This window comes from Variovorax boronicumulans, assembly GCF_040544675.1.
Classification (GTDB): Bacteria; Pseudomonadota; Gammaproteobacteria; order Burkholderiales; family Burkholderiaceae_C; genus Variovorax; species Variovorax boronicumulans_D.
Map to the genome: position 1 here is coordinate 314,255 of NZ_JBEPKK010000003.1, position 20,962 is coordinate 335,216.

Annotated in this window: 23 protein-coding genes; 9 read left to right on the forward strand and 14 right to left on the reverse strand. The window is 65.4% G+C overall.

Going from position 1 to position 20,962, the window contains the following annotated elements:
* Positions 1 to 109: 109 nt before the first annotated feature.
* The 3 genes from ABIC90_RS07425 (at position 110) to ABIC90_RS07435 (ending at position 2,578) form a co-directional block, all read left to right on the forward strand.
* The gene (locus ABIC90_RS07425) at positions 110 to 763 is read left to right on the forward strand and encodes a BON domain-containing protein (protein ID WP_354353442.1); all 654 of its coding nucleotides are present in this window, start codon (positions 110 to 112) and stop codon (positions 761 to 763) included.
* Between the two features lie 2 nt (positions 764 to 765).
* Positions 766 to 1,485 carry an acetoacetyl-CoA reductase gene (phbB, locus tag ABIC90_RS07430; protein WP_354353443.1) on the forward strand — a complete coding sequence of 240 codons (720 nt, stop codon included), beginning with the start codon at positions 766 to 768 and terminating at the stop codon, positions 1,483 to 1,485.
* A gap of 100 nt (positions 1,486 to 1,585) precedes the next feature.
* Positions 1,586 to 2,578 carry a zinc-dependent alcohol dehydrogenase family protein gene (locus ABIC90_RS07435; protein WP_354353666.1) on the forward strand — a complete coding sequence of 331 codons (993 nt, stop codon included), beginning with the start codon at positions 1,586 to 1,588 and terminating at the stop codon, positions 2,576 to 2,578.
* 21 nt (positions 2,579 to 2,599) lie between these two features.
* Here ABIC90_RS07435 and ABIC90_RS07440 read toward each other — a convergent pair whose 3' ends face one another.
* A complete protein-coding gene (locus ABIC90_RS07440) occupies positions 2,600 to 3,952 on the reverse strand; it encodes an MBL fold metallo-hydrolase (protein ID WP_354353444.1) in 1,353 nt (450 codons plus the stop codon).
* A gap of 7 nt (positions 3,953 to 3,959) precedes the next feature.
* Positions 3,960 to 4,784: a universal stress protein gene (locus ABIC90_RS07445; RefSeq protein WP_354353445.1), complete on the reverse strand. Its 825-nt coding sequence runs from the start codon at positions 4,782 to 4,784 to the stop codon at positions 3,960 to 3,962.
* Between the two features lie 199 nt (positions 4,785 to 4,983).
* Here ABIC90_RS07445 and ABIC90_RS07450 point away from each other — a divergent pair, with 199 nt between their 5' ends.
* The 5 genes from ABIC90_RS07450 (at position 4,984) to ABIC90_RS07470 (ending at position 8,651) form a co-directional block, all read left to right on the forward strand.
* Positions 4,984 to 5,277 carry a BON domain-containing protein gene (locus tag ABIC90_RS07450; RefSeq protein WP_354353446.1) on the forward strand — a complete coding sequence of 98 codons (294 nt, stop codon included), beginning with the start codon at positions 4,984 to 4,986 and terminating at the stop codon, positions 5,275 to 5,277.
* Positions 5,274 to 7,889 carry a magnesium-translocating P-type ATPase gene (gene mgtA, locus ABIC90_RS07455; RefSeq protein ID WP_354353447.1) on the forward strand — a complete coding sequence of 872 codons (2,616 nt, stop codon included), beginning with the start codon at positions 5,274 to 5,276 and terminating at the stop codon, positions 7,887 to 7,889. Before ABIC90_RS07450 ends, mgtA begins: the two co-directional genes overlap by 4 nt.
* 69 nt (positions 7,890 to 7,958) lie before the next feature.
* Positions 7,959 to 8,162 carry a YgaP family membrane protein gene (locus ABIC90_RS07460; protein WP_354353448.1) on the forward strand — a complete coding sequence of 68 codons (204 nt, stop codon included), beginning with the start codon at positions 7,959 to 7,961 and terminating at the stop codon, positions 8,160 to 8,162.
* A 7-nt stretch (positions 8,163 to 8,169) separates the two neighbouring features.
* Positions 8,170 to 8,307: a hypothetical protein gene (locus ABIC90_RS07465; protein ID WP_354353449.1), complete on the forward strand. Its 138-nt coding sequence runs from the start codon at positions 8,170 to 8,172 to the stop codon at positions 8,305 to 8,307.
* Positions 8,308 to 8,333: 26 nt separating this feature from the next.
* A complete protein-coding gene (locus tag ABIC90_RS07470; protein WP_354353450.1) occupies positions 8,334 to 8,651 on the forward strand; it encodes a hypothetical protein in 318 nt (105 codons plus the stop codon).
* On the opposite strand, the gene hemN is transcribed toward ABIC90_RS07470, so the two are convergent.
* From hemN to ABIC90_RS27380, 3 genes are all read right to left on the reverse strand, one after another.
* Complete coding sequence (hemN, locus tag ABIC90_RS07475) at positions 8,637 to 10,043, reverse strand: oxygen-independent coproporphyrinogen III oxidase (protein WP_354353451.1); 1,407 nt, start codon at positions 10,041 to 10,043, stop codon at positions 8,637 to 8,639. The genes ABIC90_RS07470 and hemN overlap by 15 nt on opposite strands.
* Before the next feature lie 11 nt (positions 10,044 to 10,054).
* Positions 10,055 to 10,330, reverse strand: coding sequence for a hypothetical protein (locus ABIC90_RS07480; protein ID WP_354353452.1), 276 nt, complete (start codon positions 10,328 to 10,330; stop codon positions 10,055 to 10,057).
* Positions 10,331 to 10,541: 211 nt separating this feature from the next.
* Entirely contained in the window at positions 10,542 to 10,793 is a 252-nt protein-coding gene (locus ABIC90_RS27380; RefSeq protein WP_436318174.1) for a hypothetical protein, read from the reverse strand.
* Positions 10,794 to 11,019: 226 nt separating this feature from the next.
* Here ABIC90_RS27380 and ABIC90_RS07490 point away from each other — a divergent pair, with 226 nt between their 5' ends.
* Positions 11,020 to 11,574: an AacA4 family aminoglycoside N(6')-acetyltransferase gene (locus ABIC90_RS07490; RefSeq protein ID WP_354353453.1), complete on the forward strand. Its 555-nt coding sequence runs from the start codon at positions 11,020 to 11,022 to the stop codon at positions 11,572 to 11,574.
* 230 nt (positions 11,575 to 11,804) lie between these two features.
* On the opposite strand, the gene ABIC90_RS07495 is transcribed toward ABIC90_RS07490, so the two are convergent.
* From ABIC90_RS07495 to ABIC90_RS07535, 9 genes are all read right to left on the reverse strand, one after another.
* Complete coding sequence (locus ABIC90_RS07495) at positions 11,805 to 13,136, reverse strand: HipA domain-containing protein (RefSeq protein ID WP_354353454.1); 1,332 nt, start codon at positions 13,134 to 13,136, stop codon at positions 11,805 to 11,807.
* Positions 13,136 to 13,435: a helix-turn-helix domain-containing protein gene (locus ABIC90_RS07500; RefSeq protein ID WP_354353455.1), complete on the reverse strand. Its 300-nt coding sequence runs from the start codon at positions 13,433 to 13,435 to the stop codon at positions 13,136 to 13,138. Before ABIC90_RS07500 ends, ABIC90_RS07495 begins: the two co-directional genes overlap by 1 nt.
* 226 nt (positions 13,436 to 13,661) lie before the next feature.
* Positions 13,662 to 14,102, reverse strand: coding sequence for a MaoC family dehydratase (locus ABIC90_RS07505; RefSeq protein WP_354353456.1), 441 nt, complete (start codon positions 14,100 to 14,102; stop codon positions 13,662 to 13,664).
* Positions 14,095 to 15,747: an AMP-binding protein gene (locus ABIC90_RS07510; protein WP_354353457.1), complete on the reverse strand. Its 1,653-nt coding sequence runs from the start codon at positions 15,745 to 15,747 to the stop codon at positions 14,095 to 14,097. The genes ABIC90_RS07505 and ABIC90_RS07510 overlap by 8 nt, the downstream gene beginning before the upstream one ends.
* Positions 15,744 to 16,484 (reverse strand): nitroreductase, encoded by a 741-nt coding sequence (locus ABIC90_RS07515; protein WP_354353458.1) that lies wholly within the window; start codon positions 16,482 to 16,484, stop codon positions 15,744 to 15,746. Before ABIC90_RS07515 ends, ABIC90_RS07510 begins: the two co-directional genes overlap by 4 nt.
* Positions 16,485 to 16,735: 251 nt before the next feature.
* Complete coding sequence (locus ABIC90_RS07520; RefSeq protein ID WP_354353459.1) at positions 16,736 to 17,755, reverse strand: AraC family transcriptional regulator; 1,020 nt, start codon at positions 17,753 to 17,755, stop codon at positions 16,736 to 16,738.
* Between the two features lie 178 nt (positions 17,756 to 17,933).
* Positions 17,934 to 18,668, reverse strand: coding sequence for an NADPH-dependent F420 reductase (locus ABIC90_RS07525; protein ID WP_436318175.1), 735 nt, complete (start codon positions 18,666 to 18,668; stop codon positions 17,934 to 17,936).
* 36 nt (positions 18,669 to 18,704) lie between these two features.
* Positions 18,705 to 19,682: a tripartite tricarboxylate transporter substrate-binding protein gene (locus ABIC90_RS07530; RefSeq protein WP_354353461.1), complete on the reverse strand. Its 978-nt coding sequence runs from the start codon at positions 19,680 to 19,682 to the stop codon at positions 18,705 to 18,707.
* A 26-nt stretch (positions 19,683 to 19,708) separates the two neighbouring features.
* A complete protein-coding gene (locus ABIC90_RS07535) occupies positions 19,709 to 20,875 on the reverse strand; it encodes a mandelate racemase/muconate lactonizing enzyme family protein (RefSeq protein WP_354353462.1) in 1,167 nt (388 codons plus the stop codon).
* Positions 20,876 to 20,962 lie beyond the last annotated feature (87 nt).

Sequence of the window (20,962 nt, forward strand, 5' to 3'; positions counted from 1 at the left end):
GCGCAAGACATCCGGGCGCTGCACTTCCTACAGTGAATGACGCGGTCGACGCCGGGATTCAAGCGGCGGTCGCCTTCTCCCCTTCCTCCACTCACTGCAAGGAGCTGTCATGAAGACCGATACCCAATTGCGCAACGATGTCCAGGCCGAGCTGAACTGGGCGCCCGAAGTCAAGGCCTCGAACGTGGGCGTGATCGCCAAGGACGGCGTGGTGACGCTGACCGGCCATCTCGCCAGTCACGCCGAGAAGTACGCGGTCGAGCGCGCCGCCCAACGCGTGCATGGCGTCAAGGCGCTGGCCGTCGAGCTCACGGTGAAGCTGCCCTTCGACAACCAGCGCACCGACGCCGATATCGGCCTGGCGGCCGATCGCGCCCTCGAATGGAACGTCCTCGTTCCCGAGGACAAGATCCACCCCATGGTGGAAAAGGGATGGCTCACGCTGACCGGCGAAGTCGAGTGGGAGTACCAGCGCAGCGCCGCCGAAAATGCCGTGCGCAACCTGATGGGCGTGACCGGTGTGTCGAACCTGGTGAAGGTCAAGCCGAAGGTGAGCGCCGCCGATGTCGAGAAAAAAATCCACGAGGCGCTGACACGCCAGGTCGAGCGTGAAGCCAGCCGGCTGTCCATCACGGTCAACGGCTCGCAGGTCACGTTGCGAGGCACCGTCCACTCCTGGACCGAACGCGATGCGGTGCAAGGCGCCGCGTGGTCCACGCCGGGCGTCTCGGTGGTGGTGAACGACCTGCTCGTCAACGCCTGAGCATGCGTGTCGCGCTCGTCACCGGCGGCAGCACCGGCATCGGGGCCGCCACGGCCGAGGCCCTGCTCGCAGCAGGCTACCGCGTGGCGGTGAACTTCGCGAGCCGCACAGAGGCCGCGCAGGTTTTCACCGCTCGCACCGGCATCCCGACCTTCCGCTGGAACGTGGCGGACTTCGACGCGTGCCAAGCCGGTGTCGCGCGCGTCGAGGCCGAGCTCGGCCCCGTCGAGGTGCTGGTCAACAACGCCGGAATCACGCGGGACGCAATGCTCCACAAGATGAGCGCCGAGCAATGGCGCGAGGTGATCGAAGTGAACCTGGGCGGCTGCTTCAACATGTGCCGCGCCACCATCGGCGGCATGCGCGAGCGCCGCTTCGGCCGCATCGTGAACATGGGCTCGGTCAACGGCCTCTCGGGGCAGGCCGGGCAGACGAACTACGCGGCGACGAAGGCGGGCCTCGTCGGCTTCACCAAGTCGCTGGCGCTCGAAGGCGCCTCGCGCAACATCACGGCCAACGTGGTGGCGCCTGGCTACACCGACACCGCCATGGTGGAAGCGGTCGCACCCGAGGTGATGGCGCGCATCCTGGCGGCCATTCCGGGCGGGCGCCTGGCCACGCCGACCGAGATCGCGCGCGGGGTGGTCTTCCTCGTGGCCGACGAATCCGCGTTCATCAACGGCATCACGCTGTCGATCAACGGCGGAAAGTACATGGCCTGAGGCGGCGACGCCCGGGTCCTCCTCTCCCGCAAGCCCTGCCATGCACGCCATCCCCGCGACCCGACCCGCCCCCGACTCCCGCATCTCGAGCGCGCCCACCATGCGCGCCATGGTGCTGAGCGCTGCACTGCTGCCGCTCGAAATGGAACGGCGCAACATCCCCGAGCCCGGCCCCGGCGAACTGCGCCTGCGCGTGCTGGCCTGCGCGGTCTGCCGCACCGACCTGCACATCGTCGATGGCGATCTGCCACTGCCCTTGCTGCCGATCATCCCTGGGCACGAGATCGTGGGCGTGGTGGAGGCGATCGGCGCGGGGGTGACGGGCCATCACATCGACGACCGTGTGGGGGTGCCCTGGCTGGGCCACAGCTGCGGCTGCTGCGACTTCTGCGCGGACGGCCGCGAGAACCTGTGTGATGCGCCGCGCTTCACCGGCTACCACCGCGACGGTGGCTTCGCGAGCCACGTGATTGCCGAAGCCGCGTTCTGCCTGCCGATGGACGACATGCCCGAAGCCGACGCCGTCCACATCGCGCCGCTGCTCTGTGCAGGGCTGATCGGCTGGCGCAGCCTGAAAGCGACGGGGGACGGCGCGCAACGGCTCGGCCTGTACGGCTTTGGCGCGGCGGCGCACCTGGTGGCGCAAGTCGCGATCGCGCAAGGACGTGAGGTCTTCGCGTTCACCCGCACGGGCGACCTTGCGGCGCAGGCCTTCGCACGCAACCTGGGCGTCACCTGGGCAGGCGGCTCCGACGAACGCCCGCCCATCCTGCTCGACGCGGCCATCCTCTTCGCGCCCGTCGGCAAGCTGGTGCCGGCCGCGCTGCGCGCCGTGCGCAAGGGTGGTCGCGTGGTGTGTGGCGGCATCCACATGAGCGACATCCCGGCTTTTCCCTACCGGCTGCTGTGGGAGGAGCGCAGCCTGGTCTCGGTGGCAAACCTGACACGTGCCGATGCGAAGGAGTTCCTGGCCTTCGCGCGTGCACATCCGCTGCGGGTCCATGTCAGGACCTACCCGCTCATCCAGGCCAACGAAGCGTTGGCCGACCTGCGCGCGGGCCGCATCGAAGGCGCCGCGGTGCTGGTGCCCTGAGCGCCACATAGGCGCACGAGTTCAGAGTTCGCGCGACTCGCGGTACTCGGGGACCGCACACGGCCAGCCGTGGCGCTCCTGGATGGCCAGCCGCAACGAATCGGCCGCCACGGGCTCCCCGTGCGTCACGAACACCTGGCGCGGCGCGCGCTGCGCGTCGAGCCAGGCGAGCAACTGGTCGCGGTCCGCGTGAGCCGACAGCGCCTGGAGGTTTGCGACCTCCGCGCGCACCGGCACATACGCTCCGTGAATCTTGATGGCGTCGGCGCCAGCCACCATGGCGGCCCCGCGCGTCCCCGCGGCCTGGAAGCCAGCAAACAGGATCGTGTTCCTGGCATTGGGCGCATAGGCCTTCAGGTGGTGCAGCACCCGCCCACCAGTGGCCATGCCGCTGGCCGAAACAATGATCGATGGAAAGCCCAGCGTGTTCAGCTTCTGCGATTCTTCGATCGTGTTCACGATGATGGTCTGCCCCTGCATCGCTGCGCATTGCTCGGCGCTCAACCGGTGTTCGTCCAGATGCTTGTGGTAGATGCGCGTGGCGTCGGCCGCCATCGGGCTGTTGAGGTACACCGGCATGTCGGGAATGCGCCGCGCCTGCTTGAGCAGCTGGATGCAGTGCAGCAGCGTCTGCGCGCGTCCGACGGCGAAGGCCGGGATCACCACGATGCCACCGCGCGCGGCCGTGCGATTGATCACACCCGCCAGTTCGGACAATATGGCCGACGCTGGATGCTTGCGATCGCCGTAGGTCGATTCCACCACCACGTAGTCCGCCGGCTCGGCGACTTCCGGCGGGCGCATCAAGAGGTCGTCGCTGCGCCCCAGGTCGCCAGAGAAAAGGATGCTCGAGCTTCCCCAGCCGACGCGCAGGCTGCCGGCGCCCAGGATGTGCCCCGCCCTCTGCAGCCGCCAGGACCAGCCGGTCCACGGGGCGCACTCCTGGCCGAACGGAATGACCTCGAAGCGCTTGAGCGCCGCACGCGCGTCCTGTTCGGTGTACAGCGGCAACGCGGGCTTGTGCTTCGAGTGGCCGTGGCGATTGGCGAAGTCGGCGTCCTCTTCCTGCAGGCGGCCCGAGTCGGGCAGCAGCAGTTCGCAGAGTTCCTGGGTGGCTGCAGAGCAATACACCCTGCCCTTGAAGCCCAGCTTCACCAGCCGGGGCACGAAGCCGCTGTGGTCCATGTGCGCGTGCGTCAGGAGCACGGCATTGATGCTGGCGGGGTCGACCGGCAGCGCATCCCAGTTGCGAAGGCGCAATTGCTTGAGTCCCTGAAAGAGCCCGCAATCGACCAGCAGCCGCCGGCCCTCGTGCGTCAGCAGGTATTTCGAGCCGGTGACGGTGCCAGTGCCGCCCAGGAAGTCGATGCGCATGGACGACTCAATGCGACATGAGCACCGGCAGCGTCATCCACTGCAGGATCGACAGCGTGGCCCCGCCCAGCACCCATTCGCGCGCCCGGCTGTGGCCGTAGCAGCCCATGACCAGCAGATCGGAGCCCAAATCGGCGGCGAGAGACAGCAGCTTGTTGCCGACATCCTCGTCCTTGCTGCCACCGGGGTGCAGCGTGGTGTCCTGGATGCCTTGCAACCGCAGGTAGCCTTGCAGGCGCTCGAGCGAAGCCTCCGCGCTTTCGCCATAGGCGACGGCATGCACCCGTGCCGCCTTGCGCAGCCACGGCAGCGCGGCGGTCACGGCGCGGGCGGATTCGCGCGTTTCCTTCCACGCCACCAGCACATTCCGACCGATCGGACCGACGGGTCCTGCGTAAGGCAGCACCAGCGCCGGACGGCCGCTTTGCACCAGCGTGCTGGGCAGGAAATCGCCGGGGAGTTCGCCGTCCATCGGGTCGTTCCGGTCGCGTTGGCCGAGGACCATCAGGTCCGCATAGAGCGCGCGCCGCGCGAATCCCCACGGGCCGTCGCTCTCGGGTTCGGCCCAGTGCATGCGCTGCGAGCCCGCACTGTGCGCCGTGAAGGTGGTTTGCATCTTCTCGTGCGCGGCCTTGTCGATCTCCTGCATGATCGCCACGACCTCCGCCGCAGCCTCGATGGAAAACGGATAACGCATGAGCGCGGACAGGGTGCACGGCAGGCCGGTCACCTCGGCATCGAAGGTCTCGGCGAGTTGGCGAGCCAGCTGAATGCGCTCCGCGGTACGGGCCGAACCGTCGAGGTGAAGCAGGATGGATTTCGGGCTCTGCATGAGGGCTCCTTGGACTGGCGGCATGTGATGCGCCGACCTTAGGCCTGCGCTTCTCGCGGGGCCTTGCGCTGGATCAACCGCTTTCGCGCTCGAACCCGACGCATCAAAGCTTGATCGGGCGCAAGGCACGGCCGCTTGTGCATGCATAGCCTTGGGCTTCGTACAACGCGCCAGGCTCATGCTCCGCCACACACTTCCGATGCCGAGAATCGCCGCCGTCCTGCTCACGCTCGCCCTGGCGGGCTGCGCCGCGACCACCCTGCACGAAAGCTCGGGCGAGTACCTCGACGACACCGTCATCACCGCGCGCGTGAAGGCCAGCCTGCTGGTGTACCGCGAGGTGAGTGCCGCGCAGATCAACGTCGAGACTTTCAAGGGCCGGGTGCAGCTCAGCGGTTTCGTGAAATCGAAGCTGCAGCGCTTCGAAGCCGAGGCTCTGGCTCGCTCGGTTCCGGGCGTGAACGAAGTCATCAACGACATACAGCTTCGATGACCCTTCCTTCGTGCGCCGACACGCCGAACCCGGAGGCCTGGTGGCTCGGTGCGGACACCGCCGAAGGTGTTGGCCTGTCGCAGTTGCAGGCCGATGAAGCACTCGTGCGCTGGGGCCGCAACAGCCTGCAGCCGCCGGCACGACGCTCGCTGGCACTGCAGTTCCTCGCGCGCCTGCGCAACCCGTTGATCCTGGTACTGATCGCGGCCAGCGCGATCTCGGCGGCGACCGGCGACGTCACCAACGCCGTGATCATCGTGCTGATGGTGCTGCTGAGCGTGACGCTCGATTTCGTGCAGGAGCACCGCGCCGGCAACGCCGCCGAAAAGCTGCGCGCGTCGGTCGCGCTGCGTGCCCGCGTGCTGCGCGACGAAGCGACGCTGGAGATTCCGGTGACCGAGGTCATGCCGGGCGACCTGGTGCTGCTGTCCGCCGGCGACCGGGTGCCGGCCGACGGACTGGTGCTGCAGGCGCGCGACTTCTTCGTCAACCAGAGCCTGTTGACCGGCGAGTCCTACCCTGTCGAGAAACACCCCCGGGCGATGGCCGGCACCGCCACTGAACTGCAGGACGCCATCAATGCAGTGTTCATGGGCAGCACGGTGGTCAGCGGCAGCGCCCGCATCCGTGTCATGGCCATCGGTGTGCACACCGCCCTTGGCGAAGTGGCGCATAGCCTGCAGGTCGAGCCGCCGCCCACCGCCTTCGAGCTGGGCATGCATCGTTTCGGCATGATGATCGTGCGGGTCACGTTGCTGCTGGTGCTGTTCGTGCTGCTGGTCAACATGTTGCTGCAGCGCCCGCTGCTCGAATCCTTTCTGTTCGCGGTGGCGCTGGCCGTGGGGCTCACGCCCGAGCTGCTGCCGATGGTGGTGTCGGTGACGCTCTCGCGCGGCGCGCTACGGCTCGCCGCGCACCGCGTGATCGTCAAGCACCTGGCTTCGATCCAGAACCTCGGCGCGATGGATGTGCTGTGCACCGACAAGACCGGCACCCTGACCGAGGCCCGCATCAGCCTCGCGCAATGCGCCGATGCCGACGGCCGCGACAGCCCCCGGGTGCTGATGCTGGCCCATCTCAACAGCAGTTTCGAAAGCGGCCTGAAGAGCCCGTTGGACGAAGCGGTGCTGGCGCACCCCATGGACACCTCCGCCTGGACGAAGATCGACGAAGTGCCATTCGACTTCGAGCGCCGGCGTGTCTCGGTGCTGCTCGACCGGGGCGATGCGCGCTGGTTGGTGGTCAAGGGTGCGCCGGACGATGTGCTCGCGCTGTGCAGCCGTTTCGAGCGCGACGAAGGCCACACGGTCGCGCCGCTCGACGCCGCCGCCCTGGTCCGGTTGCGCGATCGTTGCCACGCGCTGGAGCGCCAGGGCCTGCGCGTGCTGGGCGTTGCCTGGCGTCACGTGCCTGCGGACCATCCGCATGCCGATGTGCGCGACGAGAGCGCGCTGGTCTTCGCCGGCTTCGCCGCCTTCATCGATCCACCGAAGGCCGGTGCGGGCGAGGCAATGGCCATGCTGGCAAAGAGCGGCGTGAGCGTAAAGATCGTGAGCGGCGACAGCGAGCTCGTGACCCAGCACCTGTGCGCGCTGCTGCACATTCCCGTGACCGGCGTGCTGACCGGCCAGGAGATCGCGGCCATGGACGAGACCGCGCTGCGCGCCCGCGTGGGCCGAACCACCCTTTTCTGCCGCGTCAATCCGGCACAGAAGAACCGCATCATCCTTGCGCTGCGGGCGCGCGGCCACGTGGTGGGCTACCTGGGCGACGGCATCAACGACGCGCCGGCGTTGCGCTCGGCCGACGTCGGGCTGACGGTGGACAGCGCGGTCGACGTGGCGCGCGAGGTGGCCGACATCGTCATGCTCGACCACGACCTCGGGGTTCTTCACGAAGGCGTGCTGGAAGGACGACGCACTTTCGGCAACGTCGTGAAGTACATCATGATGGGCACGAGCTCGAACTTCGGGAACATGCTGAGCATGGCGGGTGCTTCTCTGTTCCTGCCCTTTTTGCCGATGCTGCCGGTGCAGATCCTGCTGAACAACGTGCTCTACGACCTGTCGCAAGCGGCGATTCCGCTGGACCGGGTCGACGACAGCGACCTGCGCCGGCCGCGCGCGCTCGACATGAAATTCATCCGCCGCTACATGTGGCTGTTCGGCGCTCTCAGCTCAGCCTTCGACGTGCTGACTTTCTGGCTGCTGATCCATGTATTGCATGCGGACGCAACACTGTTTCGAACGGCCTGGTTCGTCGAGTCGCTGGCCACGCAGGTGCTGGTGATCTTCGTGATCCGCACGCGCGGAAAGCCCTGGGCCAGTCGGCCCGGCGCGGCACTCACCGGGGTGTCTCTGATGGTGGTGGCTGCGGCGATGCTGTTGCCGTTCACGCCGCTGGGAGGCTACTTTCGCTTCGAGCCGCCACCCGCGATCTTCTTCGTGTGGCTGGCCGGGTTGCTGGCCGGCTACCTGACGCTCGCGGAGGTGACCAAGCGGTTCTTCTATGCCCGCCTGACGGACACCGGGCGTCACAACGGGCCGAAGAAGCCGGGAGGCCGTCGCCCTGTTCACCGACGAGCCCGGACCACGGCATCGCCCGAGGTTTGATCCATCTCAACATCCGGCGTCGGTGGCACGCGCAAGATTCTTCTCTACCCATCCCCAGGAGAAAGTCACATGCCCTTCCTCTCGAACAATGTCGGAATCCTCGACCGGGCGCTGCGCATCGGTGGAGGTTTGTTGCTGATTGCGCTGGCAGCCGGGGGAACCATCGGTTACTGGGGCTATATCGGCGTCGTACCGCTGCTGACGGGCGTGGTCGGCAACTGCCCGGCCTACTCCGTCTTCGGCCTGAGCACCTGTTCGCGCCGCGGCCACTGAGGCCCGGATGCACCTGCATCGCAACAACGCGAGGTACCCGATGTCGAACTACCTGCTGTTTTTTGTTGCACTGTGCGCGGCACTGGGCACCACGGTCCTGTGGGTCTTGTTCCAGCTCTTCATCATGTGGATCACCTTCGACTGAGGTCTTGCGAGGGGCGCCCGATGTGCATGAATCTGCTCAGAAAACTCGCCGCGTCGAAGCTTCCCTGCACCGAGGCCGCTTCCGCAGTGATCGACGAGCTGCGCGTGCTCGAGGCCGCTGGCCACATCAAGGTGTTGATTCCGCCGACCCATATGGACTGCGACGACTGCCTGCGCCAGGATGCGGCCACCGTGTTCGAGGTGACACCCCGGGGATGGAAAGCCCTGAGCGCAAGCGCACCGCAGGATGAAGTGCCCCTGCATCCTGCCGCGCAGGCTTCGCGCCCGAAAGCTGCGGGCATGGTGCCGAAACACGCACGAGCTGCATGCTCAGACCACCCGTGAGAAGCGCGCGCGGTTCTCACAGCAATAGCGGTCGAACACCATCGCGACAGCTCGCACCAGAAACCACCCTTGCTCGGTGACCACGAGGTCGTGGTCGCTCAGCCGCACCAGGCCCTGGGCCACCAGCGGACCGAGCGCTGCAAACTCGGTCGCGAAGTAGCGGCGGAAATCGACCGCGTAGGCCTCGCCCATCGCGTTGAAATCGACGCGGCCGCGGCACATCAGCGCCATGATCACCGCGCGCCGCAGCAGGTCGTCGCGCGAGAGTGCAAGGCCGCGCACCACGGGCAGGCGCCCTTGGTCGAGCAGGTCGTAGTAGTCGTCGAGCGTCTTGGCGTTCTGGCTGTAGGTGGCGCCCACGCGGCCGATGCCCGACACGCCCAGCGCAACCAGATCGCCCTCGGGCCGCACGCCGTAGCCCTGGAAGTCGCGGTGCAGGCGCCCTTCTCTTTTCGCCATTGCAAGCGGGTCGTCGGGCAGTGCGAAATGGTCCATGCCGATATACACGTAGCCCGACTCGGTGAGTTGTTCGATCGCGGCGCCGAGCATGCGCACCCGCGCGGTTGCATCGGGCAGCTCGTCGGCTGCGATGCGCCGCTGCGGCTTGAAGCGCTCGGGCAGGTGCGCATAGCCATAGAGCGCGATGCGATCGGGCCGCAGATCGCGGATCTGCGAGAGCGTGCGCCCGAAGGACGCATCGTTCTGGCGCGGCAATCCATAGATGAGGTCCACGTTGATCGACTCGAAACCCAGCGTGCGGGCCTTGTCCATCAGCGCGAAGACCTGCGACGCAGGCTGGATGCGGTGCACTGCCTTCTGCACCCCGGGGTCGAAGTCCTGCACGCCGAAGCTCAGCCGGTTGAAGCCCAGCGCGGCCAGGCTGGCCAGGCGTTGCGCATCGACCGTGCGCGGATCGATCTCGATGGAGCGTTCGCCGCCCGGAGCGAACACGAACGAGCGGTGCAGCAACGCCATGAGCTCGCCCAGTTCCGCGTCGTCCAGGAACGTGGGCGACCCGCCGCCCAGGTGCAACTGGGAGACAGTGATGCTGCGCCCCAGCTGTGCGACCTGCAACTGCACCTCCCGCGCAAGGTAGGCCAGGTATTGCCGGCCGCGTTCGCGGTGGCGCGTGACGATCTTGTTGCACGCGCAGTAATAGCAGAGCGATTCGCAAAACGGAATGTGAACGTAGAGCGACAGGGGCGGCGCCTCGGCGCCCGCCTCGCGCCGCTTGCACAGCGCCTGCGCGTAAGCCTCTGCGTCGAAAGCCTCGACGAAGCGGTCGGCGGTGGGATAGGAGGTGTAGCGCGGCCCGGGCACATCGAACTGACACAGCAACTCGACGGGCAGCGGCGCCTTCGAACAGACGGGCACTGGAGCGGAAAGGGACATGGCCGGGGTGCTCACCAAGAGGCTTCGAGTTGTTCGGCGTCGCGCGGTACGGCAAGCAGCACGGTGCAGGCGGGGTGCAGCGGGCATCCGGCGGTGGCTGAAGGCTCGAACCAGAGTGAAGAGCGGTTGGCTGCCTTTGGCCGGCTGACCAAGCTCCGCCCGCTCACCCGGACGTCGAGCATCTGGCAGCGCTCGTTGACGCCCCACACGAACGGCGGTTGTAGCGAGATCGAGGAAAGCGAGGCGAGCACAGCTTGCATCGCAGCGAGGCTAAGGGCGGCCGTCATCTCTCCATTTGATCTGCATCAACTCGATGCCAAGGTCTGCCTTGGCTCGCGGCAGACCTCCAAGAAACCCTACCTGATCAGACGCATCATCGTCGCCACAAACGGTTCGATCCGTTCCAAGACAGCCGTTGCGAGCGGGGCGCTGTGCCAGAGACTCACAACAGCAAATCAATTAGGGGGACCAGATCGGGGAACAAACGAAATCTGAACCTCAAGTTTTCAGCGTGGGCAAGAAGTAAAGCACAAGGGCACTGCGATCGGCGAGCGCTACGCCGATGGCGGCGGCATGTAGCTTCGGGCCAAGACCCTGGCGCTCGGCGTCTACCCCGCCGTGTCGCTCGCCAAGGCCCGGCAGCGGTGCGACAAGGCGCGCGAACTGCTTGCCGAAGGCGTGGGCCCAGCGCCGCAAAGCGGTAAGCGGCTGGCGATCCCCTCTTGATGGGTAGCTGCTCACCAGCTCCACGGATAAACTTCAAAAATCGGCCGACTGCGGTCATTCGCGGTCGGCGGACTTGAAGCTGCGTTTGGCGCCCGAGAGCCTGATGCGCGCTGCGCGAGCAGTGGGGTTGCGCTGCACGGTCGCGCCGGGACCGCGCAGCATTCTTCGCGCCCTGGCGCAGTCCGACTCAGGCTTCGGATGCGGCCTTACCTCCCTGACTGAACCTTCAACCCCACGAACCAGGATTTCCATGCACGCCAGCGACACCGAAGTCACTCTGCGCTTGATGACCGAGCGCGACCTGCCGATGCTGCACGAATGGCTGAACCGGCCTCATATTGTCGAGTGGTGGGGTGGTGAGGAAGAACGCCCGACGCTCGGCGAGGTGCTTCAGCACTACCTGCCAAGAGTCCTATCTGAAGCGTCCGTCACAGCCTACATAGCGATGCTGGGAGACGAACCCATTGGCTACGCCCAGTCGTACGTGGCCCTCGGAAGTGGTGATGGATGGTGGGACGACGAAACTGATCCCGGAGTTCGCGGGATCGATCAGTCTCTGGCTGACCCGGCGCAATTGAACAAGGGGCTGGGAACAAAGCTTGTCCGTGCCCTTGTAGGCATGCTCTTCTCGGACCCCACAGTGACAAAGATTCAAACCGACCCCGCGCCTCACAACCACAGGGCCATCCGTTGCTACGAGAGGGCGGGGTTTGTTCAGCAAAAGGTAATCACCACGCCTGACGGTCCGGCTGTTTACATGGTTCAAACACGCGAGGCCTTCGAGAGCTCGCGCAGTGCTACCTAGCTAGCCCCCCGTCAAGAAGCGCGCGTCATTCGAGCCCGACGTGGAGTGGCATTCGGCCACGATCTGGCCTTTGAGTTCCGGGAGTAGTAGCGCCGCTTGGGCGTTGGGCAATTGTGTCGTTCGCCATGGTGTGCATGATCTTTATCGTGCACACGATGCCTCGGCGCTGGGTCTATCTCAAGATGGGGTTGCCGGAAAGAGCGGCTGCTCTGGTCTTGCGACGTCGACAACTAGAAGTTGTCGGCAGTGAATTTCGGGATATCGCGCGCCATGGCCAACAGAGCCTGCGCTCGGCTGGTCACGAACTCAGCAAGGCCTCGCACGAAAGCGACTTCCTCTCCCATGTACGCCGAGTCCGCCGCCTGCGCCGGCGCCTCTTGAAGTGCGAACTCACAGAGACGCGTCAGCTCACGTGCGAAGTACCTGCGCTCAATGCCCATGCGCATGCAGAAGTCCGCAAGCGCGAACGAGCGCACCGCTTCCAGCTCGAACTCATCCCCGAATGCCATCGCCAGGCCGTGATGGAACGCCGCGTACTGCACGACGCTCACCAGGTCATACAGCGGCGTCGGCGTGAGCCCTGTGCGGTCGACGAAGAACGAGATGTTCTTGCCGTGCGAATCGCTGTTGCCGAAGAGCAGCGTCGTGACCGCCCAAAGGACCAGGCGCTGCATCCCCAGCGCCGGTTCGACGAACCCCGACCTGAGAGTGCCGAGCTTTTCGAAACTGGCGCCATCGCGAATGTGCCGCACTTCCGGTTGATCCCCCACGTTGCGCTCGTACTTTGCACTCACCGACAGATCCAGCGCCTGGCACCCGTCAATCATGTGCAACCGCTCGACACCGTCTGGCGTCCTGCGGCGGTCGAATCGCTCGATGCTCAGGACCGGCGACGGCACCCGCAGGATGCTCACTTGCGCGGCACCAGGCGCCTTCCAGCGCCGCATGCTGATGCGGTGGGTCAACTGCATGCAGAAATGCTCGTTGGCCACCATGCACCTTGCTTCCTCGCGCACAGGCTCGGGCTTGAGGATGTGCGTGGACGACAGCACCCCGTCGACCAGGAACAGTTGGTCTTCTTCGATGGCCACCAGAAGCTTGTCCTGGTGCCCCGCGATGGACATGCGCACTTTGCCGTCCCACCGGTTGAAGGGTTCGTTCGCGCGGTTGTCGATCCGTGCCTGCAGCTCTTCGAACGGCAGGTGCCGGCGCAATGACTCCTGCTCGGCCGGCACCTGGCCGGCAGCGACGAAGCTCAGCGCGCCAGCAGTCTCATGTCCGAGGTGGCGAAGAAGCCCGAAGACGTTGTTGCGCGCCACACGAGCGTCGTTGGCCGCCACAACCAGTGCCTCGCCTTCAGGGAGCAGGTTCTCCAGGAACCGGCGAATGGCCTGCGGCGCAGCGCCACCTTCCAAGGGCAGGTATGGCGAGAGCGGATACCGGCCTGGCAACGCCCGCCAGGCAGGGTCATAGTCGAAGTGGAAGACATCCTGAGCCTGGTCATAGCCCAGCGTGCCGACGCGCACGGCTCCCGCGTAGACGTCCAGGATGTACCCGTCCATCACCGACCCTCGCTCTCAGACCGGTCAAGCGCTGCTTCGAGGGCAGGAATGTCGGTCTTGGGCACGACGAGCATGCGAAGGCCCAGACTCTCCAGCACCAGCATGAGTTTGTCCGCTGTCACCGGCTTGCCGTTCTCCAAACGCGAAAGCAAGTCGCTGGAAACTCCACTGAGGGAAGCAGCGTCGTCGATGCGCATGCGCGACTGGGCGCGTCGATTTCGCACGAGCTTGCCGAGTTGCTCGAGCGAAGTAGCGGCTGGACTCAGGTTCTGCTGGAATTCAGGAAGCGTGCGGGCCATATTGTTCCGGTTTTCCGGAACTATAGACCAAAAGCCGATAATTCACCAATAGTTTCGACATGACGGAACAATGCTCTGTCTGCGTTGCAAAAGGCATTAATTTCGATATGGCGAAATAATTTGCACGCCAACGGCAAGCATCTCGCGGGCGTGAAGATCTCCACCGAGCGCCTTCCTGCGCCACCTGATCGCCATTTTGTTGATGCCGCCCAGCGGCTGTCGAGTGTTACGAGTGGGGCCGAAAAAGGACCGTGCCCTGCGCGAGCACACTGGTCCGGTCGTCCGCGCTCTTGATCGCACCTTGCAATTCGAGGACGCAGCCGCCTTTCGAATGCGCGGCCATCGACGTCACGCGCCACTCGATGAGCACCGTCTCGCTCGCCCGCACGGGACGCAGCAGGTCGACCGAGAAGCTCATTCCCAGCACCTTCCCTTTCGTGGCGAAGTGGCTGGCGGTCAGCCCCATCAGCAACGAGGTGGTGTGGGTCGCGCTGGCGATCAACCCGCCGAAGCCCTGTGCAAACGCCGCATCGTGGTGCAGGGGGTTCTCGTCTCCCGCGGCCAGCGCGAAGGCACGCACCTGCGCTTCGTCGAAGGTGTGGGGCCGCGAGAAGCGGTAGCCGGGCCCGACCGGCGCAAGGGCCGCGACCGCTTCGCACTCAGCCATGGCTCGCGAGCCGGGTGATGGCGTCCTGGCTTCCGGCCTGCTGGCGCAAGCGGAACTTCTGGATCTTTCCCGTGGCCGTCTTCGGTAGCGGGGTGAAGATCGCCCGTCGCGGACACTTGAAGTGCGCCAGCCGCTCGCGGCAGAACGAAATGATCTCTTGCTCAGTCGGCGCGACGACACCGGTCCTGAGCTCGATGAACACGCACGGCACCTCGCCCCACTTGGGGTCGGGCTGCGCCACCACGGCGGCGTGCAGCACCGCCGGATGTCCATGGACCACGTCTTCGATTTCGACCGACGAGATGTTCTCGCCGCCCGAGATGATCACGTCCTTCGAACGATCGGTAATCTGCGCATACCCGTTGGCATGCAGGACCGCGACGTCTCCGGTGCGGAACCAACCGTCGGCGAGCGCCTTCCGCGTGGCCGCCTCGTTCTTGAAGTAGCCCATCATCACGGTGTTGCCGCGCAGCATGAGTTCCCCTGCCGATTTGCCGTCGGGCACGACGGGTTCGAGGGTGTCGGTATCGCCGACCATGAGGCCCTCGAACATGGCGGCGCGCACGCCCTGACGCACCCGCAGCGCGCCTTGCTCGGCGGGCGCCAGATCGTCCCAGCCGTCCTGCCACACGCAACTCACCGGCGTGCCCGAAACCTCCGTGATGCCGAAGACGTGCTCCACATCGAAGCCCATCGCCAGCACCGAGTTCAGCACGGCCAGCGGCGGCGGCGAGCCGGCGGTCAGCACTCGCACGGGACGCGGCAGACGGGTGTCTTTCGCCGCGTCCGCGAGCATCGCCATCACGACCGGCGCTGCACAGAGATGATCGATCTGATGGTGCTCGATGGCCTCCAGCACTGCTTCGGCGGACACCCGGCGCAGGCAGACATGGGTGCCCGCCGCCGCCGTCACGGCCCAGGTGAAGCACCATCCGTTCGCGTGGAACATGGGCAAGGTCCATAGATACTTCGGCGCCCGGGGCATCGCCCAGTTCGTGATCTGCAGCAGGCTCATGAGGTAGGTGCCGCGGTGGCTGGCGACCACGCCCTTGGGGTCTCCGGTCGTGCCGGAGGTGTAGTTCAGGGCGATGGGTTGCCACTCGTCACTGGGCCAACGGCCGCGGAAGTCCGGGTCTCCGCTCGCCAGCAGCGATTCGTAGTCGGTCTCGCCGATGGGTTCGCCGGGTGGTGCGAGGTGATCGTTGATGTCGATGACCGCGGGCGCACGGTCGAGCAGCTTCAAGGCAGCGGCCACCGTGGCGGCGAACTCGCGATCGACCAGCAGCAACTTGCACTCGCCGTGACGCAGGATGAACGCGATGCCTTCGGCATCCAGGCGATGGTTGATCGCATTGAGCACCGCACCGGCCAGCGGAATGCCGAAGTGGGCCTCCAGCATGGCCGGCGTGTTGGGCGCGAGCACCGAGACGGTGTCGCCCGACGCGATGCCGCGCATCGCCAGCGCCGACGCCAGGCGATGGCAGCGCTCTCGCGTCTGCGCCCAGGTTTGCGTCAGCTCGCCGTGCACCACCGCCGCGCGGTTCGGATGCGCCAAGGCGGCCCGGTCGAGAAAGCCCAGTGGCGTGAGAGGCACATGATTTGCCGCGCAGCGTTCGAGGCCTTGTGCATAGGATGGCGCGCTCATGCAGTGGTCTCCCTGGAGGTGTCGTGGAATGTCGTGAAGGCGGACACGGGCTCGCGCTCGGTGACGAGCGAGTTCTCGACCGACGAGGTGTCGGCGTAGCCCAGGCTCATCCCACAGACCAGCATCTGGCCGGCAGGAATGTCCAGCAGGTCCGCGATCTGGCGATGGAATTTCAGGAACGCGGCCTGCGGGCAGGTGTGGAGGTTGCGCCCGCGCGCGGCCACCATCACGCTCTGCAGGAACATGCCGTAGTCCAGCAGGCTGCCTTCCTGGAGTTCGCGGTCCAACGTGAAAAACAGGCCCACGGGCGCATCGAAGAAGCGGTAGTTGCGCCCGTGCTGCAGATGCATGCGTTGCTTGTCGCCCCTGGCGATGCCGAGCAATCCGTACAGGTCCCAGCCGACCTTGCGGCGCCGCTCCAGGTACGGCGAAAACCATTCGCGCGGGTAGTAGTCGTAGGGCTCGAGCAGCTCGCCCGACCGGCCAGGATCGTTGTCGAGTGCGGCAATCGCCGCCGACAGACTGGCCTTTGCAGGCCCTGTCAGCACATGCACATGCCAGGGCTGCATGTTCATGCCGGAGGCGCTGTAGCGCGCCGTCGAGAGAATCGCCTCGACCTCTTCCCGGGGCACCGGCCGGGGCAAGAACGCCCGGATGCTGCGCCGGGTGGCAATGGCCCAGTCGACCGCTGCGCGCAGCGTGTGTGCATCCAACGGTGGCGCCATCATTCGGTTCATCGAGGTTTCCTTGCTATTTCGGGCACGAGCCCGTGAAAACCGTTGAATCGCGCGTGCCCCGCCAACGCGCGAGCATCGACCTGCTTGCCGGCCTGCTGCATGTTTTGTGTCTCCTATCGCTTGATCTGTCGCGAGATGCGATGTCGACGGGAGCTTAGTTCTGCGGACGGCGCGCTTCCATGCCCGCGCGTCTCGATCTGGATGGGGCGTTCGGACATGCCGGCATCCCCGGCGAGCGCCGGGGTTTCGGCTTATTCCGACGCGGGCGCGGACGAGCGATACGCGCCCGGGCTGACGCCTGTCCATTTCTTGAAGGCGCGGTGGAAAGCGCTGGTTTCCTGGAAGCCGGTCCGGGCAGCGACTTCGGCCACCGTCAGAGATGCGCTCGACAAGAGGTCGATGGCGATGTCCCGCCGCAGATCGTCCTTCACGCGCTGGTAGCTCCCGCCCTCCTGTTGCAAGCGGCGTTGAAGCGTGGTGCCGGAAACACAAAGTTCCTGTGCGAGCTTTCTGAGTTCCGGCCACGCCTCGGGCATCTGGCTTCGCAACCTGTTGCGCACCTGGGCGCTGGTGCTTGCATCGTTGCGGTACTTGACCAGCAGGTTGGCCGGCGCTTCCCTCAGGAAGTTGTCGACCGTGGCGGGTGACTCCGCAATCTTCAGGTCCAACAGATCGCTTGCGAAACTGATGTGCGTGGTCTGGCCGTTGAACTTCACGTTCTCGCAGAAGCGCGTGCGGTAGTGGCTGTCGTCACCGGGAGGCGGGCACCGGAACTGCATCTCGCGCAGGGGAATGCGCCGGTGAACGAGCCAGCACGCCAGACCGTGGACGAGGATGAACCAGGTGCCGTAGCCGAACAGCCGGCGCAGCACGCCGCCGTCATGCAGGACGACGCGCGCCTCGTCGCCGTCGCAGACCAGCTCGCCGCGGAAGTCGTCCAGGGTCGCGTGGAGGAATCTCAGAATCCGACGCAGGGCATGCGCCAGGTTGTCGGCGTTGACCGCCGCGCGCGTCATCAGCGCATAACTGCCCCGGCGAAGCCCGTGGCTGTCCAGTCCGAAGAACTCGTCGTCCATCAAGTCGGCCAGCGCCACCCACATGTGCGAGTACGCAGCCGCAGAGATGCGCGCACGCGGCGCGTTCAACAGCTCGCGATCGATCTTTGCACTTTCGAGGACGCTGCGAATGTCCATGTTCCTCAGCGCCGCGGCGTGGATCGCCTCGTGCACCAGCTCGATGGACACGGTTCCCTTCAAGCCTGCAGACTTCATACGCGCTCGCTCAAGAATCGTTGATTGGGGCGAGCCCTTTATAAGCGTGTTTTACGCCGCGCAAGGCGGCTCGCACATCGGCAGTTGCGCAGCGCAAGTGACCGGGCCTTCCCTGGGCACGAAAGCGGGGAATCGCTCGCCTCTGGAAAGTTCGCAACCGGGCACAAACCTGGATTGCCTATGCCGTGACACTGCGGTTTCGCGCCACGATTTGCGCGTGCGTCAGCGCGCCTCCTGCTGATGCAAACTCCTTCATCAGGGCATCTCGGTTGCGAGACGCGCGGTCCCTTTTCGCTGCTTCAACCGCCAGTTTCAAATCGCCGATCGCCAACTCGGTGCAGTACGCGGGCGTCCCTGGCTGCTGGCGCCAGGAGTCCTTGAGGCTTCCAGCGTCCAGCGCATCAAACCCCGTTTGATCGACCAGCTGTCGGGCTGTCGCCGTTGCCTTCGCGTCGTCTCCAGCCACGGGGATCGCGAGGCGACCGGGCGTACCCGCAGGCTTGCCTCCCGCTTCCAAGGTCTCAGCCAGAACGGCGTTCCATGCTTTCACCACGGGACGTCCGATCTGTTCCTGGGCCCATACGCTTTCGGGCTTTCCGCTGTCCACCTCGGCAATCGCGCCGTCGCGAAATGGATAGTAGTTGGACGTATCGATGACCACGACCTCGGGCGCTGCGTGCCCGAACAAGTTCGTGAGGCCTTGGTGGCTCGCAAAAGGAATCGCAAGGATGATGACCTCGGCGTCGGCAACCGCCTCTTCCTTGGTCACTGGTGTGGCACCGACTTCTTCGGCGAGATCCCGTATGGACTGTGGCCCCTTCGAGTTCGCAAGCTTGACATCATGGCCGCTGGCCGCGAGTTTGCGGGCGAGACGCGCACCGATATTGCCGGCGCCGATGATTCCGATCTTCATGTGCATTTCCTTTTGCGTGATCCGCGCAGCTCGCGCTCAGTCGGCGTATTCGCCGGTGTCCTTGATGACCTTCGACCAGCGCACCTTCTCCGATTCCACGAACTTCCTGTGGCCGGCCGGAGTCAAGCGGTCGTCATTCACCACGGTGAGGCCCAACGCCTCTTCACGCTTGATGAGTTCCGGATCCTTCAGGGCGATGCGAAGGGCCGCGTTCAGCTTTTCAAGTACCGCAGGCGGCGTCCCCTTGGGCGCATACAGGCCGTGCCAGACCTGCACGTCGAAGTCATTGAGCCCGGACTCCGACAGCGTGGCGGTGTCCTTGAGCGATGGCAGCGGCAGGCGCTTCAGGCTCGTGATGCCGTAGACCTTGACCTTCTTGCCCTCGATCTGTGGAACAGCGTTGGTGGCCTGCTCGCACATGAGATCGACCTGCCCGCCAATGAGGTCCGTCATGGCTGGCGCGGTTCCCTTGTACGGCACCGGCGTCATGGTGGTCTTCAAGGCGCTCTGGAACATCAAGCCGCACAGGTGCGACGCGGAGCCCAACCCTGCATGGGCCAGGTTGACCGTTCCGCCGTTCGCGGCAATCCACTTGCGCAAGTCCGCGAAGCTGTTGGCTTCCAGGCTCGGCTTGCCGATCACCACCGAAGGGGCTTCGTTGATCAGGCCCAGCGTTTCGAAGTCATCGGGCACCTTGTAAGGGAGCTTGCGATACAACGCCGGCGCGGTGGCCATGCCGATGTGATGCACCAGCAGCGTGTAGCCATCCGGCGCAGCGCGCGCCACTTTGGCCGAGCCGATGGTGCCGCCCGCACCGGCGGCGTTGTCGACGAGCACGGTCTGGCCGAGCGGCTTGCGCAGCGCCTCGGCCAGATCGCGGGCGATCTTGTCGCTCGGGCCGCCCGCGGCGAATGGCACAACCAGCGTAACGGGCTTGTCAGGGAAGTCTGCGCAGGCCACCGTGGCCGAAGCGAGCAGGCCGATGCCAGCGGCGAAGCGCCAAATTCTTTTCATGATGTTGTCTCCTTGGGGGCCATGCTTCAGGCCGAAAGCGCCTGCATCTCGCGGTACAGATCGGCCTTGCCCTCGAAGCCGATCCCCGGCAGGTCAGGCAGGGTCACGAAGCTGTTCTCGACCTTCACGCCATCCGGGAATCCGCCGAACGGCTGAAACAGGTCGGGGTACGACTCGTTGCCGCCGAGGCCGAGGCCGGCCGCGATGTTCAGCGACATCTGGTGCCCGCCGTGCGGAATGCAGCGGCTGGCCGACCAGCCATGTTCCTTCAACATCTCTAGCGTACGCAGGTATTCGACCAGCCCGTAGCTGAGCGCGCAGTCGAACTGCAGCCAGTCGCGGTCCGGGCGCATGCCGCCGTAGCGGATCAGGTTGCGCGCATCCTGCATGGAGAAAAGGTCTTCACCCGTGGCCATCGGGTTCTTGTAGAAATTGCGCAGCGCGGCCTGCAATTCAAAGTCCAGCGGATCGCCCGGCTCCTCGTACCAGAAGAGGTCGTACTGCGACAGAGCCTTGGCATAGGCAATCGCGGTTTCCAGGTCGAAGCGGCCGTTGGCGTCGACGCAGAGCTTCTGGCCGTCCTGCAGCACGTCCATGATCGAGTCGATGCGGCGCAGGTCTTCGTCCAGAGAGGCTCCGCCGATCTTCTTTTTCACGACCGTATAGCCGCGGTCGATGTAGCTGCGCATCTCGTCCTTCAGCTTCCCATGGTCCTGCCCCGGGTAGTAGTAGCCGCCCGCCGCGTAGACGAAGATCTTGCGGTTGGGCTTGCCGTCGCCATAGCGGTCGGCCAGCAACTGAAACAGCGGCTTGCCTTCGATCTTGGCCACCGCGTCCCATACCGCCATGTCGATGGTGCCGATGGCCACCGAGCGCTCGCCATGGCCGCCCGGCTTCTCGTTGGTGAACATCGTGTTCCAGATCTTGTGCGGATCGAGGTTGTCGCCGCTGTCGTCGACGAGGGACGACGGATTCGCCTCCATGATGCGCGGGATGAACCGCTCGCGCATCAGCTTGCCCTGGCCGTAGCGGCCGTTCGAGTTGAAGCCGTAGCCGACGACCGGCTTGCCGCCCTGGATCACGTCGGTGATCACTGCGACAAGGCTCAGGGTCATCTTGCTAAAGTCGATGTAGGCGTTGCGAATGGGCGAGCTGATGGGGATGGTCTTCTCGCGGATTTCGACGATCTTCACGGTTGTCTCCAGACGGGGTGAGTGGGAGACTGAATGTTCGGCCGTGCCGTCTTTTTGGGCCAATGTTCAATTTCTCAACTTCTATGC